The organism is Kosakonia cowanii JCM 10956 = DSM 18146 (genome assembly GCF_001975225.1).
GTDB lineage: Bacteria > Pseudomonadota > Gammaproteobacteria > Enterobacterales > Enterobacteriaceae > Kosakonia > Kosakonia cowanii.
This window is the reverse complement of record NZ_CP019445.1, coordinates 1,982,752-1,999,313: the sequence shown is the minus strand read 5'-3', so window position 1 is coordinate 1,999,313 and position 16,562 is coordinate 1,982,752. Positions and strand designations below refer to the sequence as shown.

The 16,562-nt window shown below is 58.6% G+C and carries 16 protein-coding genes; 6 read left to right on the top strand and 10 right to left on the bottom strand.

Going from position 1 to position 16,562, the window contains the following annotated elements; genetic code table 11:
- Positions 1 to 87 precede the first annotated feature (87 nt).
- Together BWI95_RS09240 and zntA are read left to right on the top strand one after the other, a co-directional pair.
- Complete coding sequence (locus BWI95_RS09240; RefSeq protein ID WP_023482129.1) at positions 88 to 714, top strand: lysoplasmalogenase; 627 nt, start codon at positions 88 to 90, stop codon at positions 712 to 714.
- 75 nt (positions 715 to 789) lie between these two features.
- Positions 790 to 2,997, top strand: a complete 2,208-nt coding sequence (zntA, locus tag BWI95_RS09235; RefSeq protein WP_054802648.1) for a Zn(II)/Cd(II)/Pb(II) translocating P-type ATPase ZntA — start codon at positions 790 to 792, stop codon at positions 2,995 to 2,997.
- On the opposite strand, the gene tusA is transcribed toward zntA, so the two are convergent.
- On the bottom strand, positions 2,994 to 3,239 hold the full coding sequence (tusA, locus tag BWI95_RS09230) for a sulfurtransferase TusA (protein ID WP_054802738.1): 246 nt from the start codon (positions 3,237 to 3,239) through the stop codon (positions 2,994 to 2,996). The genes zntA and tusA overlap by 4 nt on opposite strands.
- A gap of 188 nt (positions 3,240 to 3,427) precedes the next feature.
- Here tusA and BWI95_RS09225 point away from each other — a divergent pair, with 188 nt between their 5' ends.
- Both BWI95_RS09225 and BWI95_RS09220 read left to right on the top strand, forming a co-directional pair.
- The gene (locus BWI95_RS09225) at positions 3,428 to 4,093 is read left to right on the top strand and encodes a 7-cyano-7-deazaguanine/7-aminomethyl-7-deazaguanine transporter (RefSeq protein ID WP_042713185.1); all 666 of its coding nucleotides are present in this window, start codon (positions 3,428 to 3,430) and stop codon (positions 4,091 to 4,093) included.
- A gap of 72 nt (positions 4,094 to 4,165) precedes the next feature.
- Positions 4,166 to 4,723, top strand: a complete 558-nt coding sequence (locus tag BWI95_RS09220) for a DcrB family lipoprotein (RefSeq protein WP_042713186.1) — start codon at positions 4,166 to 4,168, stop codon at positions 4,721 to 4,723.
- 69 nt (positions 4,724 to 4,792) lie between these two features.
- On the opposite strand, the gene BWI95_RS09215 is transcribed toward BWI95_RS09220, so the two are convergent.
- Positions 4,793 to 5,983, bottom strand: a complete 1,191-nt coding sequence (locus tag BWI95_RS09215; protein ID WP_076769381.1) for an MFS transporter — start codon at positions 5,981 to 5,983, stop codon at positions 4,793 to 4,795.
- Positions 5,984 to 6,130: 147 nt separating this feature from the next.
- On the opposite strand from BWI95_RS09215, the gene BWI95_RS09210 reads away from it, so the two are divergent.
- The gene (locus BWI95_RS09210) at positions 6,131 to 7,180 is read left to right on the top strand and encodes an AI-2E family transporter (RefSeq protein ID WP_023482089.1); all 1,050 of its coding nucleotides are present in this window, start codon (positions 6,131 to 6,133) and stop codon (positions 7,178 to 7,180) included.
- On the opposite strand, the gene arnF is transcribed toward BWI95_RS09210, so the two are convergent.
- The 8 genes from arnF to BWI95_RS09170 all read right to left on the bottom strand — a co-directional run bounded on the left by arnF (position 7,177) and on the right by BWI95_RS09170 (position 15,454).
- On the bottom strand, positions 7,177 to 7,563 hold the full coding sequence (gene arnF / locus BWI95_RS09205; RefSeq protein ID WP_054802649.1) for a 4-amino-4-deoxy-L-arabinose-phosphoundecaprenol flippase subunit ArnF: 387 nt from the start codon (positions 7,561 to 7,563) through the stop codon (positions 7,177 to 7,179). The two genes, BWI95_RS09210 and arnF, sit on opposite strands and share 4 nt — an antisense overlap.
- A complete protein-coding gene (arnE, locus tag BWI95_RS09200; protein ID WP_042713190.1) occupies positions 7,560 to 7,898 on the bottom strand; it encodes a 4-amino-4-deoxy-L-arabinose-phosphoundecaprenol flippase subunit ArnE in 339 nt (112 codons plus the stop codon). The genes arnF and arnE overlap by 4 nt, the downstream gene beginning before the upstream one ends.
- Complete coding sequence (gene arnT / locus BWI95_RS09195; RefSeq protein WP_054802650.1) at positions 7,895 to 9,535, bottom strand: lipid IV(A) 4-amino-4-deoxy-L-arabinosyltransferase; 1,641 nt, start codon at positions 9,533 to 9,535, stop codon at positions 7,895 to 7,897. Before arnT ends, arnE begins: the two co-directional genes overlap by 4 nt.
- Positions 9,532 to 10,434 (bottom strand): 4-deoxy-4-formamido-L-arabinose-phosphoundecaprenol deformylase, encoded by a 903-nt coding sequence (gene arnD, locus BWI95_RS09190; RefSeq protein WP_076769380.1) that lies wholly within the window; start codon positions 10,432 to 10,434, stop codon positions 9,532 to 9,534. Before arnD ends, arnT begins: the two co-directional genes overlap by 4 nt.
- A 2-nt stretch (positions 10,435 to 10,436) precedes the next feature.
- The gene (arnA, locus tag BWI95_RS09185; RefSeq protein ID WP_076769379.1) at positions 10,437 to 12,416 is read right to left on the bottom strand and encodes a bifunctional UDP-4-amino-4-deoxy-L-arabinose formyltransferase/UDP-glucuronic acid oxidase ArnA; all 1,980 of its coding nucleotides are present in this window, start codon (positions 12,414 to 12,416) and stop codon (positions 10,437 to 10,439) included.
- Positions 12,413 to 13,396 (bottom strand): undecaprenyl-phosphate 4-deoxy-4-formamido-L-arabinose transferase, encoded by a 984-nt coding sequence (arnC, locus tag BWI95_RS09180; protein WP_054802652.1) that lies wholly within the window; start codon positions 13,394 to 13,396, stop codon positions 12,413 to 12,415. Before arnC ends, arnA begins: the two co-directional genes overlap by 4 nt.
- 1 nt (position 13,397) lies before the next feature.
- Positions 13,398 to 14,534 (bottom strand): UDP-4-amino-4-deoxy-L-arabinose aminotransferase, encoded by a 1,137-nt coding sequence (gene arnB, locus BWI95_RS09175; RefSeq protein WP_076769378.1) that lies wholly within the window; start codon positions 14,532 to 14,534, stop codon positions 13,398 to 13,400.
- Between the two features lie 410 nt (positions 14,535 to 14,944).
- A complete protein-coding gene (locus BWI95_RS09170) occupies positions 14,945 to 15,454 on the bottom strand; it encodes a phenolic acid decarboxylase (RefSeq protein ID WP_042713196.1) in 510 nt (169 codons plus the stop codon).
- Between the two features lie 98 nt (positions 15,455 to 15,552).
- Here BWI95_RS09170 and BWI95_RS09165 point away from each other — a divergent pair, with 98 nt between their 5' ends.
- The gene (locus BWI95_RS09165; protein WP_054802653.1) at positions 15,553 to 16,413 is read left to right on the top strand and encodes a LysR family transcriptional regulator; all 861 of its coding nucleotides are present in this window, start codon (positions 15,553 to 15,555) and stop codon (positions 16,411 to 16,413) included.
- The last annotated feature ends 149 nt before the right edge of the window (positions 16,414 to 16,562 follow it).

Below are 16,562 nucleotides of genomic sequence, written 5' to 3'. Positions count from 1 at the left end.
GGAAGTTCGCATTGTCATCCCCCTTTTTACGCCACTACACTTGAGGGGAGAGTTTTACGCAACAATAACAGTTACAGGGACTTAATTATGCTGTGGTCATTTATTGCTGTCTGCTTTTCCGGCTGGTTGTACGTCGACGCTTCCTATCGTGGCCCGGTGTGGCAACGCTGGGTGTTCAAACCCGTAACCCTTCTGCTGTTACTCCTGCTCGCCTGGCAAGCGCCCATGTTCGATGCCATCAGCTATCTGGTGCTGGCGGGTCTGTGCGCCTCGCTGGTGGGTGATGCCCTGACGCTGCTGCCGCGGCAAAAGTTACTTTACGCCATCGGCGCTTTCTTCCTGGCCCATCTGCTTTATACCATCTACTTCGCCAGCCAGATGACGCTGACCTTCTTCTGGCCGCTGCCGCTGGTGCTGCTGGTGATTGGTGCCCTGCTGCTGGCGGTGATCTGGACGCGTCTTGAAGAGCTGCGCATGGCCGTCTCCACCTTTGTCGCCATGACGCTGGTAATGGTGTGGCTGGCCGGTGAGCTGTGGTTCTTCCGTCCGACCAGCCAGGCGCTGTCGGCATTTATCGGCGCGTCGCTGCTGCTTATCGGTAATATTGTCTGGCTCGGCAGCCACTACCGTAAACGCTTTAGCGCGGATAACGCCATCTCCTCCGCCTGCTATTTTGCCGGCCACTTCCTGATCGTCCGTTCGCTCTATATCTAAAGCGCTTGACTCTGGAGTCGACTCCAGAGTGTATCCTCCGGTTAATGAGAAAATTATCATTCACCGGAGGATGCGATGGCTGCTCCCGAACTCAAGAAAACGCCGCACTTTGCCGCGCTCAAACTGCGCCCCGTTGCTGAAAGCAATGTCCCCTGCTGCGGCGATACAAGCTGTGAAACCCGCTCCGAACCGCAAATAACCGCCGCCGGCGATCGCTTTAGCTGGCAAGTGAGCGGTATGGATTGCGCCGCCTGCGCACGTAAAGTGGAAAATGCGGTGCGCCAGATCGAGGGTATCACCCAGGTGCAGGTCGCTTTTGCCACTGAAAAGCTGATTGTCATCGCGCAGAGTGATGTGCGCGAGCGCGTCGAAAAAGCCGTTCAAAACGCGGGCTACCAGCTTCGCAGCGAAAACAGCGCTCCCCCGCCTACGCCTTCATCCCTGCGCGAAAACCTGCCGCTGATCCTGCTCATCGTCATGATGGCGCTAAGCTGGGGGCTGGAGCAGTTCAATCACCCCTTCGGCCAGGCGGCGTTTATTCTCACCACGCTGGTTGGTTTGTGGCCGATTGCCCGTCAGGCCGTGCGCCTGATGAGAAGCGGTAGCTGGTTCGCCATCGAAACGTTGATGAGCGTGGCGGCGATAGGCGCGCTGTTTATCGGCGCGACCGCCGAAGCGGCGATGGTGCTGCTGCTGTTTTTAATTGGCGAGCGGCTTGAAGGCTGGGCCGCCAGCCGCGCGCGCAAAGGCGTAAGCGCACTGATGGCGTTAAAACCCGACAGCGCCATTCGCGTGCGTAACGGCGTGCGTGAAACCATTCCTGCCAGCCAACTGCAACCTGGCGATACCATTGAAGTCCCGGCGGGCGGGCGCTTACCGGCGGATGGCCGCCTTATCTCGCCGTTCGCCAGTTTTGATGAGAGTGCCTTAACCGGCGAGTCACTGCCCGTCGAGCGCAGCGCAGGCGAAAGCGTGCCCGCAGGTGCCACCAGCGTCGATCGGCTGATTACCCTGGAAGTCGTGTCAAAAGCGGGCGAAAGCGCCATCGACCGCATCCTGAAACTGATTGAAGAGGCGGAAGAGCGCCGCGCGCCCATTGAGCGCTTTATCGATCGCTTCAGCCGTATTTATACGCCAGCGATTATGGCCGTGGCGCTGCTGGTCGCGGTGGTTCCCCCCCTGCTCTTTTCCGCTCCGTGGCTGGAGTGGGTCTATAAAGGGCTGGCGCTGCTGCTGATTGGCTGCCCCTGCGCGCTGGTGATCTCCACGCCTGCGGCCATCACCTCCGGGCTGGCGGCCGCCGCACGTCGCGGCGCGCTGATCAAAGGCGGCGCTGCGCTGGAGCAGCTCGGCACCCTGCGTCAGGTGGCGTTTGATAAGACCGGCACCCTGACCCTCGGCAAACCGCAGCTGGTCGCCATGCAGGCATTTTCGGGTACAGAGGAGCAGGAGCTGCTGGCGCTCAGCGCCGGGGTTGAGCAGGGCTCGACGCACCCGCTGGCGCTGGCGATTGTGCAGGAGACGCAGCGTCGTGGCATCGCTATTCCGCAGGCCGACGGGCAACGTGCGCTGGCCGGGAAAGGTATCGAAGCGCGTATCGGCGCGCATGACATTCACATCTGCGCACCGGAAAAGGTGCCAGCGGGCCTGCTTAATGACGCCGGGCGCAAGCAGATTGAGCAGCAGGAAGCACAGGGGCAAACGGTGGTAGTGGTTCTGCGCGATAACACCGCAATCGGTACGCTGGCGCTACAGGACACCCTGCGCGACGATGCGAAAGCCGCGGTGGCGGAACTGCATGCCCTTGGCATCACTGGGGTGATCCTCACCGGCGATAACCCGCGGGCAGCGGCAGCGATTGCCGGTGAGTTAGGGCTGGAGTTTCGCGCCGGGCTATTGCCGGAAGATAAAGTGAGCGCCGTGCGCGCGCTGAATGAAGCGGCTCCGCTGGCGATGGTCGGCGACGGCATCAACGATGCCCCGGCGATGAAAGCGGCAACAATTGGCATTGCGATGGGTAGCGGTACCGATGTCGCGCTGGAGAGCGCCGATGCGGCGTTAACCCATAACCGGCTCGCCGGCCTTGGGCAGATGATCCGCCTGGCGCGCGCCACGCACCGAAATATTCGTCAGAACATCGCTATTGCGCTGGGGCTGAAGGGGATCTTCCTGGTCACCACGCTTTTGGGGATCACCGGATTATGGCTGGCGGTGCTGGCAGATACCGGCGCAACGGTGCTGGTGACAGCCAACGCGCTGCGCCTGTTACGCCGCAACGATTAGTGGCTTTTACGCACTAAATAGCGGTAGGGCAGCGTCTCAGTCTGGTCGGCAACCAGCTCATGTTCCATAAAACGGCAGAAGCCGGGAATATCGCGGGTGGTTGCCGGATCGTCGGCGATAATCAGTACAGTTTCGCCAACCTTCATGTTACGCACGGTTTTGCGCACCATCATTACCGGCTCCGGGCAGCGCAGGCCAAGGGCGTCAAGAGTGTGGTCGGCGGTAGAAAACGGATCGCTCATCTTCATCTCACAAGTGAAAAAACCGCCCTAGTTTACGCTGCCATTTTCAGGGCGCAAGGGAGGTTAACGATTGCGTTAAAATTAGCCATTGCATCGCGCGATGATTGCAGTATCATGCGGCGGCTTCTGCCTGGCAGAGCATAAATTGAACTGGGTTCCCTCACCCCATTTACCAAAAAGGTCACAATATGACGCACTTTTCCAACGCACAGCGCATGAAGGCGCTGGTCTGGCTATCGCTATTCCACCTGCTGGTGATTATCTCCAGTAACTATCTGGTGCAGCTCCCGGTCGCCATTTTCGGCTTCCACACCACCTGGGGTGCATTCAGTTTTCCGTTTATCTTTCTGGCAACGGATCTCACCGTACGCATTTTTGGCGCGCCTCTGGCACGAAGGATTATTTTTGCCGTGATGGTGCCCGCCCTGCTCGCCTCTTACGTTATCTCGTCGCTGTTTTATATGGGCAGCTGGCAAGGTTTCGGCGCGCTCGCCCACTTTAACCTGTTTGTCGCGCGTATCGCCGCCGCCAGCTTTATGGCTTATGCGCTGGGGCAGATCCTCGATGTGCACGTCTTTAACCGCCTGCGCCAGAGCCGCCGCTGGTGGCTTGCACCAACGGCCTCGACCATTTTTGGTAACGCCAGCGATACGGTGGCCTTCTTCTTTATCGCCTTCTGGCGCAGCCCGGATCCCTTTATGGCGCAACACTGGACCGAAATCGCACTGGTGGATTACAGCTTCAAGGTGCTTATCAGCATCGCCTTCTTCCTGCCGATGTACGGCGTGCTGTTGAATATGTTGCTGAAAAGACTGGCAGACAAATCTGAAATCTCGGCATTACAAGCGGGTTAAAGGTACGACTTATCAGTTGTGATAATATGGAACAACGAGCCATTATGGCTGTTTATTGAAAGGATGAAGTCAATGCGCAATCTGGTGAAATATGTCGGTATTGGCCTGCTGGTGATGGGGCTGGCTGCCTGTGATAACAGCGACAGCAAGAAGCCCGTTCAGGGTGCCGCCGCAGAGAGTAACGCCTCCGGCCAGCCGGTGACCCTGCTCGACGGTAAACTCAGCTTCTCGCTGCCTGCGGATATGACCGATCAGAGCGGCAAGCTGGGCACGCAATCCAACAACATGCACGTCTACTCTGATGCCACCGGCCAGAAAGCGGTGATTGTGATTGTGGGTGATAACACGCAGGAAGATCTGAGCGTGCTGGCGAAACGTCTGGAAGATCAGCAGCGCAGCCGCGACCCGCAGTTGCAGGTTGTGACCAACCGTGCGATTGAGCTGAAAGGGCAGACTCTGCAACAGCTTGACAGCGTGATCTCCGCCAAAGGCCAGACCGCATGGTCCTCCGTGGTGCTGGGAAAAATTGATAACCATCTGGTAACGCTTCAGGTGACGCTGCCGGCGGAAAATCAGCAGCAGGCGCAGACCGCTGCCGAGAACATTATCAACACCATCGTGGTGAAATAACGCCGCAATAATCGAAAAGAGAAAGGGAACCTGCGGGTTCCCTTTTTTTATGTCAGGCCGGATAAGCGTTTACGCGCTATCCGGTACTCTCTGCTTTAACCGCCACGCCAACAGCAGCGCAATCGCCACCAGCCCGGCGGCGGCAAGATAAATAGATGAGACGCCCGCCCAGGCCATCAGCAGCCCTGCCAGCGGGCCGGTCACGCCTAACGAGAGATCCATAAACACCGTATAGGTCGCCAGCGCCGAGCCCTGATTGTGTTGCGGCACCGCTTTTACCGCCACCACACCCAGCGCCGGGAAGACCAGCGAGAAACCGGCCCCTGTCAGGAAAACGCCCAGTTTCACCATCCACGGGTCGACCGCCAGGCCCACCAGCAGCAGCCCGCAGGTCTCCACCGCGAAGCATATTAGCGCCACATTGAGGCCGCCAAAACGGTTGATACCATTGGGAAACAGCAGGCGCGCGCCAACAAACGCCACGCTGAAGAGCGTCAGGGCGAACGCCGCACCGTCCCAGCCTCTGGCATCGTAATAGAGGGTGATAAAGGTAGCGATCACGCCAAAACCGGCCGAACCGAGCGCCAGCGCCATCCCGTAGAGCCAGACGCGGCCGAGCACGGCGCGAAACGGCAGCGGTTTGCCTTTGCTGGCTTTCACCGCCGCGCGCGGTAGCGCAAGTAGCACCGCCAACAGCGCGACGGCCATAATCGTCACCGCCAGCCCGTGCAGGCCGCCATAGTGATAACAGAGCACGCCGAGCGGTGCGCCAAGCGCCATCGCCCCGTATGTGGCAATACCATTCCACGAGATGACGCGCCCGATATGCACTGAACCGACCACGCCGACGCCCCACAGCGTCGCGCCGGTACCGGCAAAACTCTGGCCGATGCCTAAAATCACCCGCCCAAGGCAGAGCAGCACCAGGCTCAACACGCCCGACTGCATTCCCGCCAGCAGATAGCTCAGCCCGCTGAGAAACGCGCCGCAGAGGCCGAAAATCACCACTTTTTTTGGCCCCAGCAGATCGGCATAGCGCCCGGCATGCGGGCGGCTGAGCAGCGTGGCGAAGTACTGAAGACTTATCACCAGCCCCGCCCAGAAGGCGCTGTAGCCCATCACGTCATGGACAAAGCCGGGCAGCACCGCCAGCGGGAGACCGATGGTGAGATAGCTGGCGAAGTTAAATATTACGACGGACAAAATCCGCAGATTGAGGCGCAATCCGCTCGGCGCCGGTTCAGCGCTGTGTTCAGGCATCAGGATTTACTCAGATTTTTTACAACAGTATTTCACTATTACCACGACACAAGGTAGAAAGCAGCACGACTTTAAGATTATCTCTGTCAGGCGAAGGTGGCGCGGCGCACTACACTTACTGGCAATAAGAAAAAAAAGGAATTAATCATGATGCAACCTCAGCCAGACCGGGCGGGCCTCCACATTCTTCTCAAACTGGCGTCACTGGTGGTAATACTCGCCGGTATCCACGCCGCAGCCGATATTATTGTGCAACTCCTGCTGGCGCTCTTCTTCGCCATTGTTCTTAACCCGCTAGTGACCTGGTTTCTACGCCGCGGCATCAAGCGCCCGGCGGCCATTGCCATTGTCGTGCTGGTGATGCTGGTCTTCCTGACCGCCTTATTCGCCGTGCTTGCCGCGTCGATGAATGACTTTATGACCCTGCTGCCGAAGTACAACCGCGAGCTGACACGCAAGTTTTTGCAGCTTCAGGATGCGCTGCCGTTCCTGCATCTGCATCTCTCCCCGGAGCGCATGCTGCAACGCATGGACTCCGACCGCATGATGTCCTTCGCCACCACCATGGCGACGCAGTTATCGAATGCGATGGCAAGCGTCGTGCTGCTGGTGATGACAGTGGTGTTTATGCTGTTTGAAGTGCGCCACGTGCCCTACAAAATGCGCTTTGCCCTTAACAATCCGCAGATCCACATCGCTGGTCTGCACCGCGCGCTGAAAGGGGTATCGCACTACCTGGCGCTGAAAACGCTGCTCAGCGTCTGGACCGGGCTGATTGTCTGGGTCGGGCTGGTGGCGCTCGATGTGCAGTTTGCGCTGATGTGGGGCGTGCTCGCCTTCCTGCTGAACTACGTGCCGAATATCGGGTCGGTGATCTCCGCCATTCCGCCAATGATCCAGGCCCTGCTGTTCAACGGCACCTACGAGTGCCTGTTAGTCGGCGCCCTCTTCCTGGTGGTGCACATGCTGATTGGCAATATCCTTGAACCGCGCATGATGGGCCACCGCCTCGGCATGTCGACGCTGGTGGTGTTCCTCTCATTATTAATCTGGGGATGGCTGCTCGGCCCGGTGGGGATGCTGCTCTCGGTGCCGCTCACCAGCGTATGCAAAATCTGGATGGAGACCACCACCGGCGGCAGCAAGCTGGCGATTATGCTTGGCCCAGGCCGACCGAAATCGCGATTACCGGGTTAAGCTTTATTGCGGGCGGGCAGGAAGATAACCAGCACGCCCGCCACAATCAGCGCCACGCCAAACGCGCCGCGCAGCGTGAAGGGTTCATGCCAGCCAGGCAGCCAGATGGCGGCGGCCCACACCAGAATGTAACTCAGGCTGAGCAGGGCATAGGCTTTGCTCAGCGCCATCCGGTGCAAAGCCAGGTACCAACAGCCCATCGACGCCACGTAGCCCGCCAATCCCAACAGCAGCGCCAGCGTGCCAGCCCGCGCATGCAGCAGCGCCAGCAAAAAGGCGCGCAGATCGGTTAACGGCGGCAGCGACAGCATGCCATCACGCAGTAACAGTTGCGCCCCGCTCACCAGCAGCACGCTAATAAGCGCCCAGGGTAGCCCCTTCATAATGAACTCCCGAGCAGCGCCACACCGGCAATAATCAACGCCAGACCGCAGGCATGGCGCAACGTGATCCGCTCATGCCAGATCGCCCTCGCCGCCAGGGTCACCCAGACAAAATTGAGGCTCAGCATCGGGTAGGCGACGCCGACCGGAATGCGCTGTAACACCAGCAGCCACAGCACCATCCCCGCCCCCAGCGCCAGCAGTGCCAGCGCCAGCCATAGACCAACGTGCCTGCCGCGCGATGCCCCGCTCGCCGGGCGCGTCGCCTGCTTCTGGCACAGCTGCCCAAGGCAGCTCAACAGGCTGGCGGCGCCGAGCCAGATCCAGCTACTCATTGCGGAAAGTACTGCAATAACACCATCCGCCCCTGCTGATAGACGTTATCCGGTTTTGGAATGGGTAGACGCATAAACTCATCGGCCTGCGACTGGTGCAGCACCAGGGAAACAATTCCCTGTTGGCGATGCCCGGCCAGCCAGTCGGTGAAATCACGCTCGGCGACAAAGCGCCCTTTCGCATCAGGATAATCCAGGCCATAAGCCAACTCACCGCGCGAACCGAACAGCAGAATATCGCTGCGCTTCAGCTCCCAGGCGAGACCGGAGGCGACGCCGGGATTATCCGACAGCACATAGCGGCTCTCCGCCAGCGCGTCATCAATACAGGCGATCAGGAACTGCGGCTGTTTGGAATCCATCACTTTATCCGGAATGGCAAACCCCACCAGCAGCGCCAGCGTCAGTGGCGAAAGCGCGGCGAAGAACCAACGCTCGGCGCTGGCCCTGAAGGTAAACAGCCCGACCAGCGCCCACATCAGGAAGATAAAGGCAGCAAGCGCCGCTTTATAATCTTCGATCGGCAGCCAGACGGGATGCTTCAACATTCCCCACGGCGACACCACCAGCGCGGCGATCGCGCCAGTGACCCCGAAAGTGATATTGATCCCGGCGTTGATGCGCAGCACTTTCACGCTCGCAGCGGTGCGCGCGTAACGCGCCATCAATATCGCCAGCGGCGCAAAGCAGGGCAGAATATAGGTCAGCAGTTTTCCCTGGGCGATGCTGAAGAAGATCAGCGGCATTACCACCCAGCCGAGCAGGTAGAAAGCATCACTGCGCGCGCGCCAGCCGGTTTTCAGCGCGCCGGGCAGCAGGCCAAGCCACGGCAGCGAACCGGCAAGCAAACAGGGAATGTAGTACCAGAACGGGGCTTTATGCTGAGCGTCCTCCAGGGCAAAGCGCTGAATATGCTCAACCCAGAAGAAGTAGCGCCAGAAATCCGGCTCGCGCGCCGCAATGGTCAGCCCCCACGGCAGCACCGTCAGGACGCATGCCAGCACGGCCAGCCAGCCCCAGATCAGCACCTCTTTCCAGCGCCGCTGCGCAATCACCCACGGCAACACGCCGATAACCGGCAGTGCCAGCGCCAGAAACCCTTTGGTCATCACCCCCATACCGCAGGCGATGCCGAGCAGCAGATAGCCGCCCGCTTTCCCACGTCTGCTGGTGGCCTGCGCCGCCAGCCAGAAGCTGAACATCGCCAGCGTCATCCATAAGGCGATCATCGGATCCAGCACGGCATAGGTACCGACACCGTAGACCAGCAGCACGGTCAGGTAGATGACGCCCGAGAGCAGCGCCGTCGCTTTGTCGCGCCACATCTTCCACGCTAACGCGCCAACCAGCAGGGCAGAAACGGTGGTGGAGAAGACCGCGCCAAAGCGTACCGCGAAGTTGTTATGACCAAATACCCACTGCGCGAGGGTGTTGATCCAGTATCCGGCGATCGGTTTTTCAAAATAGCGCAGCCCGAGGAAATGGGGCACTATCCAGTCGCCGCTTTGCAACATTTCGCGGCTGATCTCCGCATAGCGGGTCTCGTCTGGTTGCCAGAGCAGGCGATACTCCAGCGGCGCAAGGTAATAAAGGGCAAACAGCGCCAGCAGCGCTAAACCATAATGAACAGGTTTCATCGTTGTGCACTCAACAGTTTTTGGCATCCCAGCCACCCTTCGCGGCCAACCACTTCGCCGCGTACCACTTTGCCGGGCGGCAGTGTCGTGACATCGTCCGGTAGCAACTGCCCCAGCGGGCAAAACGTAATCTCCTCCTGCGCCGCCAGCGTCAGCAGTTGATCAAACGCATCGGCACCGATAATCCCCTCCACTTCGGCATGGATGGTGTAGACCGGCGTACCCCGGGCGCGATGCATGCGATCGAGGATAAAGCGGTTGAAGCCCTCGGCGCTCACCGAGGAGCCAACGACCTCATCCCAGGTGGGTAACGAAACGGGAATTTGTGGCGCGGCGTAGACGTTTTCCGCCAGTTGCGGGCGGAAAGGCTGGCTGCCGCGACAGTCGCTGTTGTAGCGAAACGGGAAGACCGATTTCGCTTTCACCACCCGCTGATCCGCCCGCCAGCCCGCCGCCGCCGAGCAGGTGACCGGCTGGCCGATAATCCGCTCCAGCGCCGAGAGGCCGCGAGCGATCTCCGTTTCCAGCCGCGCCTGATCCCAGACGCCGCTCCAGCTTTGCCAGGCGTGGTGATCCCAGGCGTGCAGCCCCACTTCATGCATGCGCGCCGTCTGGCGAATGATCTCTGCATTGGCATCGCCAATAATGCGCCCCGGCCAGGCAGTTCCGGCCAGCAGAATATCCCAGCCATATAGCGACGCCGCGCGCGAGCGCAGCATCTTCCAGAAAAATTTCGGCTTCAGCAGACGCCAGATATGCCGCCCCATATTGTCCGGGCCGACGCTAAAAAAGACGCTCGCCTGAATCTGGTGCTTCTCCAGCAGCTGCAGCAGGCGCGGCATGCCCTGCTGCGTGCCGCGAAAGGTATCGACATCAATACGTAAGCCGATTTTTTTCATGCTTATTGCTCATCCGTCAGTTCGACCGTACGCAGGAAGAAGTCGAGCGTCTCGTCAACCGTCTGGCGCATCGCCACCGTCGGCTCCCACTGCAGGCAGCGTTTGGCGTTGCGAATGCTCGGTTTGCGGTGCTCAACATCCTGGTATCCTTTACCGTAATAGCTGCTGCTCTCGACGTCGCGGAAACCGGCAAAAGGCGGGAAGCGGTGGCGCAGCGGATGCTGCTCAAAGCTCTCCAGCAGCATCTCGGCAAGCTCCTTGATACTGGCTTCGTTCTCCGGGTTGCCGATATTGATAATCTCGCCGTCGCAGCGCCCGTCACGGTTTTCAATAATGCGGAACAGCGCTTCGATACCGTCACTGATATCAGTAAAGCAGCGCTTCTGTTTTCCGCCCTCAACCAGCTTGATCGGCGAACCTTCCACCAGGTTGAGGATCAGCTGAGTGATGGCGCGAGAGCTGCCGATGCGCGCGGCATTGAGGTTATCCAGACGCGGGCCCATCCAGTTAAACGGACGGAAGAGCGTAAACCGCAGCCCCTCTTTCTCGCCGTATGCCCAAATCACACGGTCAAGAAGCTGTTTCGACACCGAGTAGATCCAGCGCTGTTTGCTTACCGGCCCGACCACCAGGTTCGAGTTATCCTCATCAAACACTTTGTCGGTGCACATGCCGTACACTTCCGAGGTCGACGGGAAGATGATGCGTTTGTTGTACTTCACGCAGTCGCGGATGATCTTCAGGTTCTCTTCAAAATCGAGCTCAAAGACGCGCAGCGGGTTGCGGGTGTACTCAATCGGCGTGGCGATCGCTACCAGCGGCAGCACCACGTCGCATTTTTTAATGTGGTACTCGATCCACTCTGAATGGATGCTGATGTCGCCTTCGACAAAGTGGAAACGCGGGCAGTCGAGAAAACGTCCGATGGCGTCGGAACCGATGTCGAGGCCGTAAATCTCATAGTTATCGTCGCGCAGCAGGCGCTCGGTCAGGTGGTTGCCGATAAAGCCGTTTACCCCAAGGATCAGCACGCGAGTGCGGCGTTTTACCGCCACCACCGGTTTGCTGCTCAACAGCGCCCCGGCCACCAGCCCCAGCGACTGCGCCAGCTGTGCGCCCTGCATATAAACGCCTTTCTCAGTCTGGCCGGTCATCACCTCCAGCGCGCCCTCGCCGCAGGCGATAATCAGCGGCGCAACGGAGATAACGGTTCCCGCTCGCGCTGGCGCCACGTCGCTGCGCACGCGAGATTTCCAGACGATAAATTTGTGCGTGCCAACAAAGCTGAACGCGCCCGGCCAAGGATCGCTCACCGCACGCACCAGGTTGTGCAGGGTTTGTGCCGGTTTTTCCCACTCCAGGCGACCATCTTCCGGCGTGCGGCGGCCAACATAGCTCGCTTTACTCTCATCCTGTGCGGTTTCGCTGAAGGTGCCGCTTTTCAGCGTCGGTAAAGCGCCTTCCAGCAGATGTTTGGCGCTCTCGGTCAGTTTACGGTGCAGCGACAGCGCGTCATCGGCGTCGGCAATCTCGACCGCTTGCTGGGCGATGATCGCTCCGGCATCCGCGCGGGAGATCATCCGGTGCAGCGTGACGCCGGTTTGCGTTTCGCCATTCACCAGCACCCAGTTCAGCGGCGCGCGTCCACGATAGGCGGGCAGCAGCGAACCGTGCAGGTTAAACGCGCCGATGCGCGCGTTATTCAAAATCGCTTCGCCGAGCAGGTTACGGTAGTAGAACGAGAAAATAACCTCCGGCTTCATCTCGGCAATGCGGTCAACCCACAGCGGATGGTTAACATCATCCGGGGCATAAACCGGAATACCGCGCTCGGCGGCAAGGCGTGCTACCGAGCCAAAAAAGGCGTTTTCCTGTGCGTTGTCGGCATGGGTAAAAATGGCCGCAATATCAAACCCGGCGTCCAGTAAGGCCTGTACGCCGACGCATCCCATATCGTGATAAGCAAAAACAACGGCTTTCATTGGTTCTTTTCCTCTTGCGAAACGTCATGATCCTGGCGGACAACGCGTTGAATAAAATAGCGGGGACGGGCGCGCACATCGTTATAGATGCGCCCGATATACTCCCCAAGCAGGCCCATGCCGATAAACTGTGCGCCGATAAAAGTGAAGAGAATGGCGAAGAGCGTGAATACCCCTTCCCCCGCCCACTGCGCGCCAAACGCCAGCCGCAGAATCACCAGCAGCAGCGACAGCGAGAAGCCAAACAGCGCGATGACGCTGCCAAACACGCTGAGTAGGCGCAGCGGCGTGGTGGTCAGGCAGGTCACCAGGTCGTACATCAGGTTAATCAGGCGCATAAAACTGTATTTCGAGTCGCCAAATTCGCGCTCGGCGTGCTGCACCGGGATCTCAACCGCCCGGCGGGCAAAGGTGTTAGCGAGGATCGGGATAAAGGTGCTGCGCTCGTGGCAGCGCAGCATCGCGTCAACGATATGGCGGCGATAGGCGCGCAGCATGCAGCCGTAGTCGCCCATCGCTTTCCCGGTAGCGCGCTGGATCAAGTGGTTAACGCCGCGCGACGCCAGCTTGCGAAACAGGCTGTCCTGGCGGTTTTGCCGCACGGTGCCCACCACGTCATACCCTTCGTTGGCTTTCGCCACCAGCCGCGGGATCTCTTCCGGCGGATTTTGCAGATCCGCGTCCAGGGTAATCACCAGATCGCCGGTGACATGGCTAAAACCGGCCATGATCGCCGAGTGCTGGCCGTAGTTGCGGTTGAGCAGCACCGCGACGATATGGCTGTCGGGTTGCTCTGCCGCGTCGGTCAGCATACGTGCGGAGTCATCGCTGCTGCCGTCATCCACCAGCAGGATTTCGTAATCGATACCGATTTGCGCGCAGCTGGTGGTGGTGCGGCGGATCAGCTCCGGCAGGCTCTCCTGTTCGTTATAAACCGGGATCACCACCGAGACTTTTTCAATAAGCGGGAGGGTGAACATATCAGCAGCCTGCAATCTGTTTAAGCGCGTCAATGACGCGGGTTGTGTCGTCATGGGTCATATCCGGAAAGAGCGGCAGGGAACAGATACGCGCGCTGTTCCACTCCGTGTTGGGAAGTTCGGTCGGGAAGTTTTCGCGGTAGTACTTCTGGGTATGCGCCGCACGAAAATGGAGGCCGGTGCCGATACCCTGCGCTTTTAGCCGCTCCATCAATGCGTCGCGAGAGAGGCCGCAGCGCTGCTCGTCGACGCGAATAATAAACAGATGCCAGGCGTGCTGATGCGGCCACGACGGCAGCGCCAGCGGCTGAAATGGCGTCGTTGCCAGTTCATTCAGATAGCGTTGGGCAATTTCCTGACGGCGGGCGTTGGCGGCCGGCAGTTTATCGAGCTGCACCAGCGCAATAGCGGCGTTGATATCCGCGAGGTTGTATTTAAAGCCCGGCGAAATCACCTCGGCCTGCGGCGCGCGGCCGTGTGTCTGGCGGTCATAGGCATCGACGCCGAGGCCGTGAAACTTCAGGCTGCGAATGCGGTTTGCCAGCGCTTCGTCATCGGTTACCACCAGCCCGCCTTCGGCACAGGTCATATTTTTGATGGCGTGGAAGGAGAAGATTGCGCAACCGCGCGCGCCAACGTGGTGGCCCTTGTAGTACGTGCCCGCCGCGTGGGCGGCATCTTCAATCACCGGAATGCCGTACTTCTCACCGAGGGCGTGAATGGCGTCGATATCCACCGGTGCGCCGGCGTAGTGCACTGGCACAATTGCTTTGGTACGCGGCGTGATTGCCGCTTCGATCGCCTCGGGTGTCACCATCAGCGTGTCGCGATCGACATCGATCATCACCGGCGTCGCGCCGAGCAGCACGATCATGTTGAGGGTGGAGACCCAGGTCATTGAGGGAGTAATCACTTCATCGCCCGCACCGATACCCAGCGCCATTAACGTGACGTGCATCCCCGCCGTGGCGGAGCTGACGGCAATGGCGTGCTGGTTGCCGGTCAGTGTGCAAAACGCGGCTTCAAGTGCCTGATTCTTCGGCCCGGTAGTGATCCAGCCCGACGCCAGCACCTGCTGAATGGCGGCGAGTTCATCCTCTCCCATCGATGGGCGTGAAAAGGGTAAAAATTCACTCATCATTTTTTCCTGGCATCAACGGCATATTAAAAAACTGCCACAGTGAAACATGTAATGGGAATAAAATGGCGCACAAAACTTAAATGAAAATAGAATGAACCTACGATTTCAGTGTTTTTTACCGAAAAGGTGATAATGGTTAGGGTAGCAATAAAAGATTAGGACAAGATTAAGAATTTAACCTTCAGATAAAAATATAAAAACCTTTAAAAACATCTAGATATATAATACAGCAAGTTTTTTATACTGTGATACCTGTCAAAAAAGTGCAATAAAAAACGCCCATTCAGTCAATGAACGGGCGTTATCTTAATTATTTAAACGGAATGACAACAAAGCAAAAATAGTCTTATTTTTCTGCAAACAATTATTTCATCAGCTACAACGTTAATAGCGTCATAAATGTGAAACTATTCTGATAAGTTTCGCGGGAAATTAGCCGGTAATTCACTGGCCGGGCAGGCAATGACCTGCTCATTATTCTCACCGCAGTCGCGCACAAAGGTGATGGTGGCAAACTCATCAATCACTTCTGTCGGGTAAGCGGGGCCTGCCTCGCGCAGGGATTCCATCAGCGCAATATGCTCGTTCTGGAAGCAGACGGTTTTCTCCGGATTGTTGATCACCCAGCGCGGGAAGAAGATGGTGCCGTGGAACAGGCGATCGCCGAGGTTGGCAATCAGGCTGACGTCGGTGCCGGTCGGCTCAGTCCAGGAAATTTTATAGATGCTTTCGCCAACGCGAACGATATAGACCCGCTGATCTTTCACCCAACGGTTGGCCACAATCCCGCTGTGAATGCGGTAATCAATGGTGTTGGCATTTTTTACATACAGCTCGTAGTTCCAGCCATTATCGTAGGTGTAGACCAGATGTTTACCGACAAAGCCACTCAAATCATGTTTATCAAAGCTGCTCATATCTCATCTCCTCTTGTTGTTGAGGAGATCGTACCTCTGCAAAAAACCAATGAATAACGCTATATTTGCATCACATTCATTCAAAAATTAGATGAGTCATGCACAAGAGCACGCTGGAACAATGGTCGCTGCTGCAAAAAGTGGTCGAACTGGGCAGCTTTGCTAAAGCGGCGGAAGAGACACACCGCAGCCAGTCTTCGGTCAGCTATAACCTCGCGCTCCTGCAGGAGCGGCTCGGCGTTGCGCTGCTGATGCCGGAGGGGCGACGGGCAGTGCTGACGCCAGCGGGCGAACTGCTGCTCAGCCAGGTGAAGCCGCTGCTGAAAGCGTTTGAGTGGGTGGAGACCCGCGCCGCTACGCTGCGTAACGGTATGCGTACCCGGCTGGATCTGGTGGTCGACAGCATCTTTCCGCGCGCGCGACTGTTCGCCATCCTGCGCCAGTTCCAGCACTGTTACCCGCAAACCCAGGTACGCCTGACTGAAGTGCTGGAGACCGCCCCGGACGATGCGCCGAGCTACGCGCAGGCGGATGTGATGGTGCTGACCCGCCGCCAGGATATGACCGGGCGCGGCGAGTGGCTGATGAATATCGATTTTGTCTGCGTGGCGCACCGCGATCACCCTCTCAGCGCGGCGCAGCAGGTGAGCGAAGCGATGCTCGCCGCCTGGCCGCAGATCCGCATCGCCGAAAGCGACGCCCGCCAGACGCCTGTTGCGCAGGAGGCGTGGACCTTTTCCACCATTGATGCCGCCATCGAAGCAGTGCAGTATCAGGTCGGTTACGGCTGGCTGCCGCAGGAGCGTATTGCGCCGCTGCTGGCGAGCGGTCAGTTGAAAGCGCTGCCGCTTAACCACGGCGCGCGGCGCGCCACGCCGCTGCATCTGATCGTCAAAAAGGATCTCGCCCCGCTCGATGAGCAGGTAGAGATGTTGTTGCAGCTGTTTAAAGCGCAGTAAGGGAAGATGCCCGGTGGCGCTGCGCTTAACGGGCCTACGTATTCCGCGCGTATCCATCCGGCAATCCTCATCCGCCCACCGAGAATTAATCCCGCGCAACCGCCCGCCGTTTGATCTAAAACATCTCATTCGTATGATGAATAATTAAA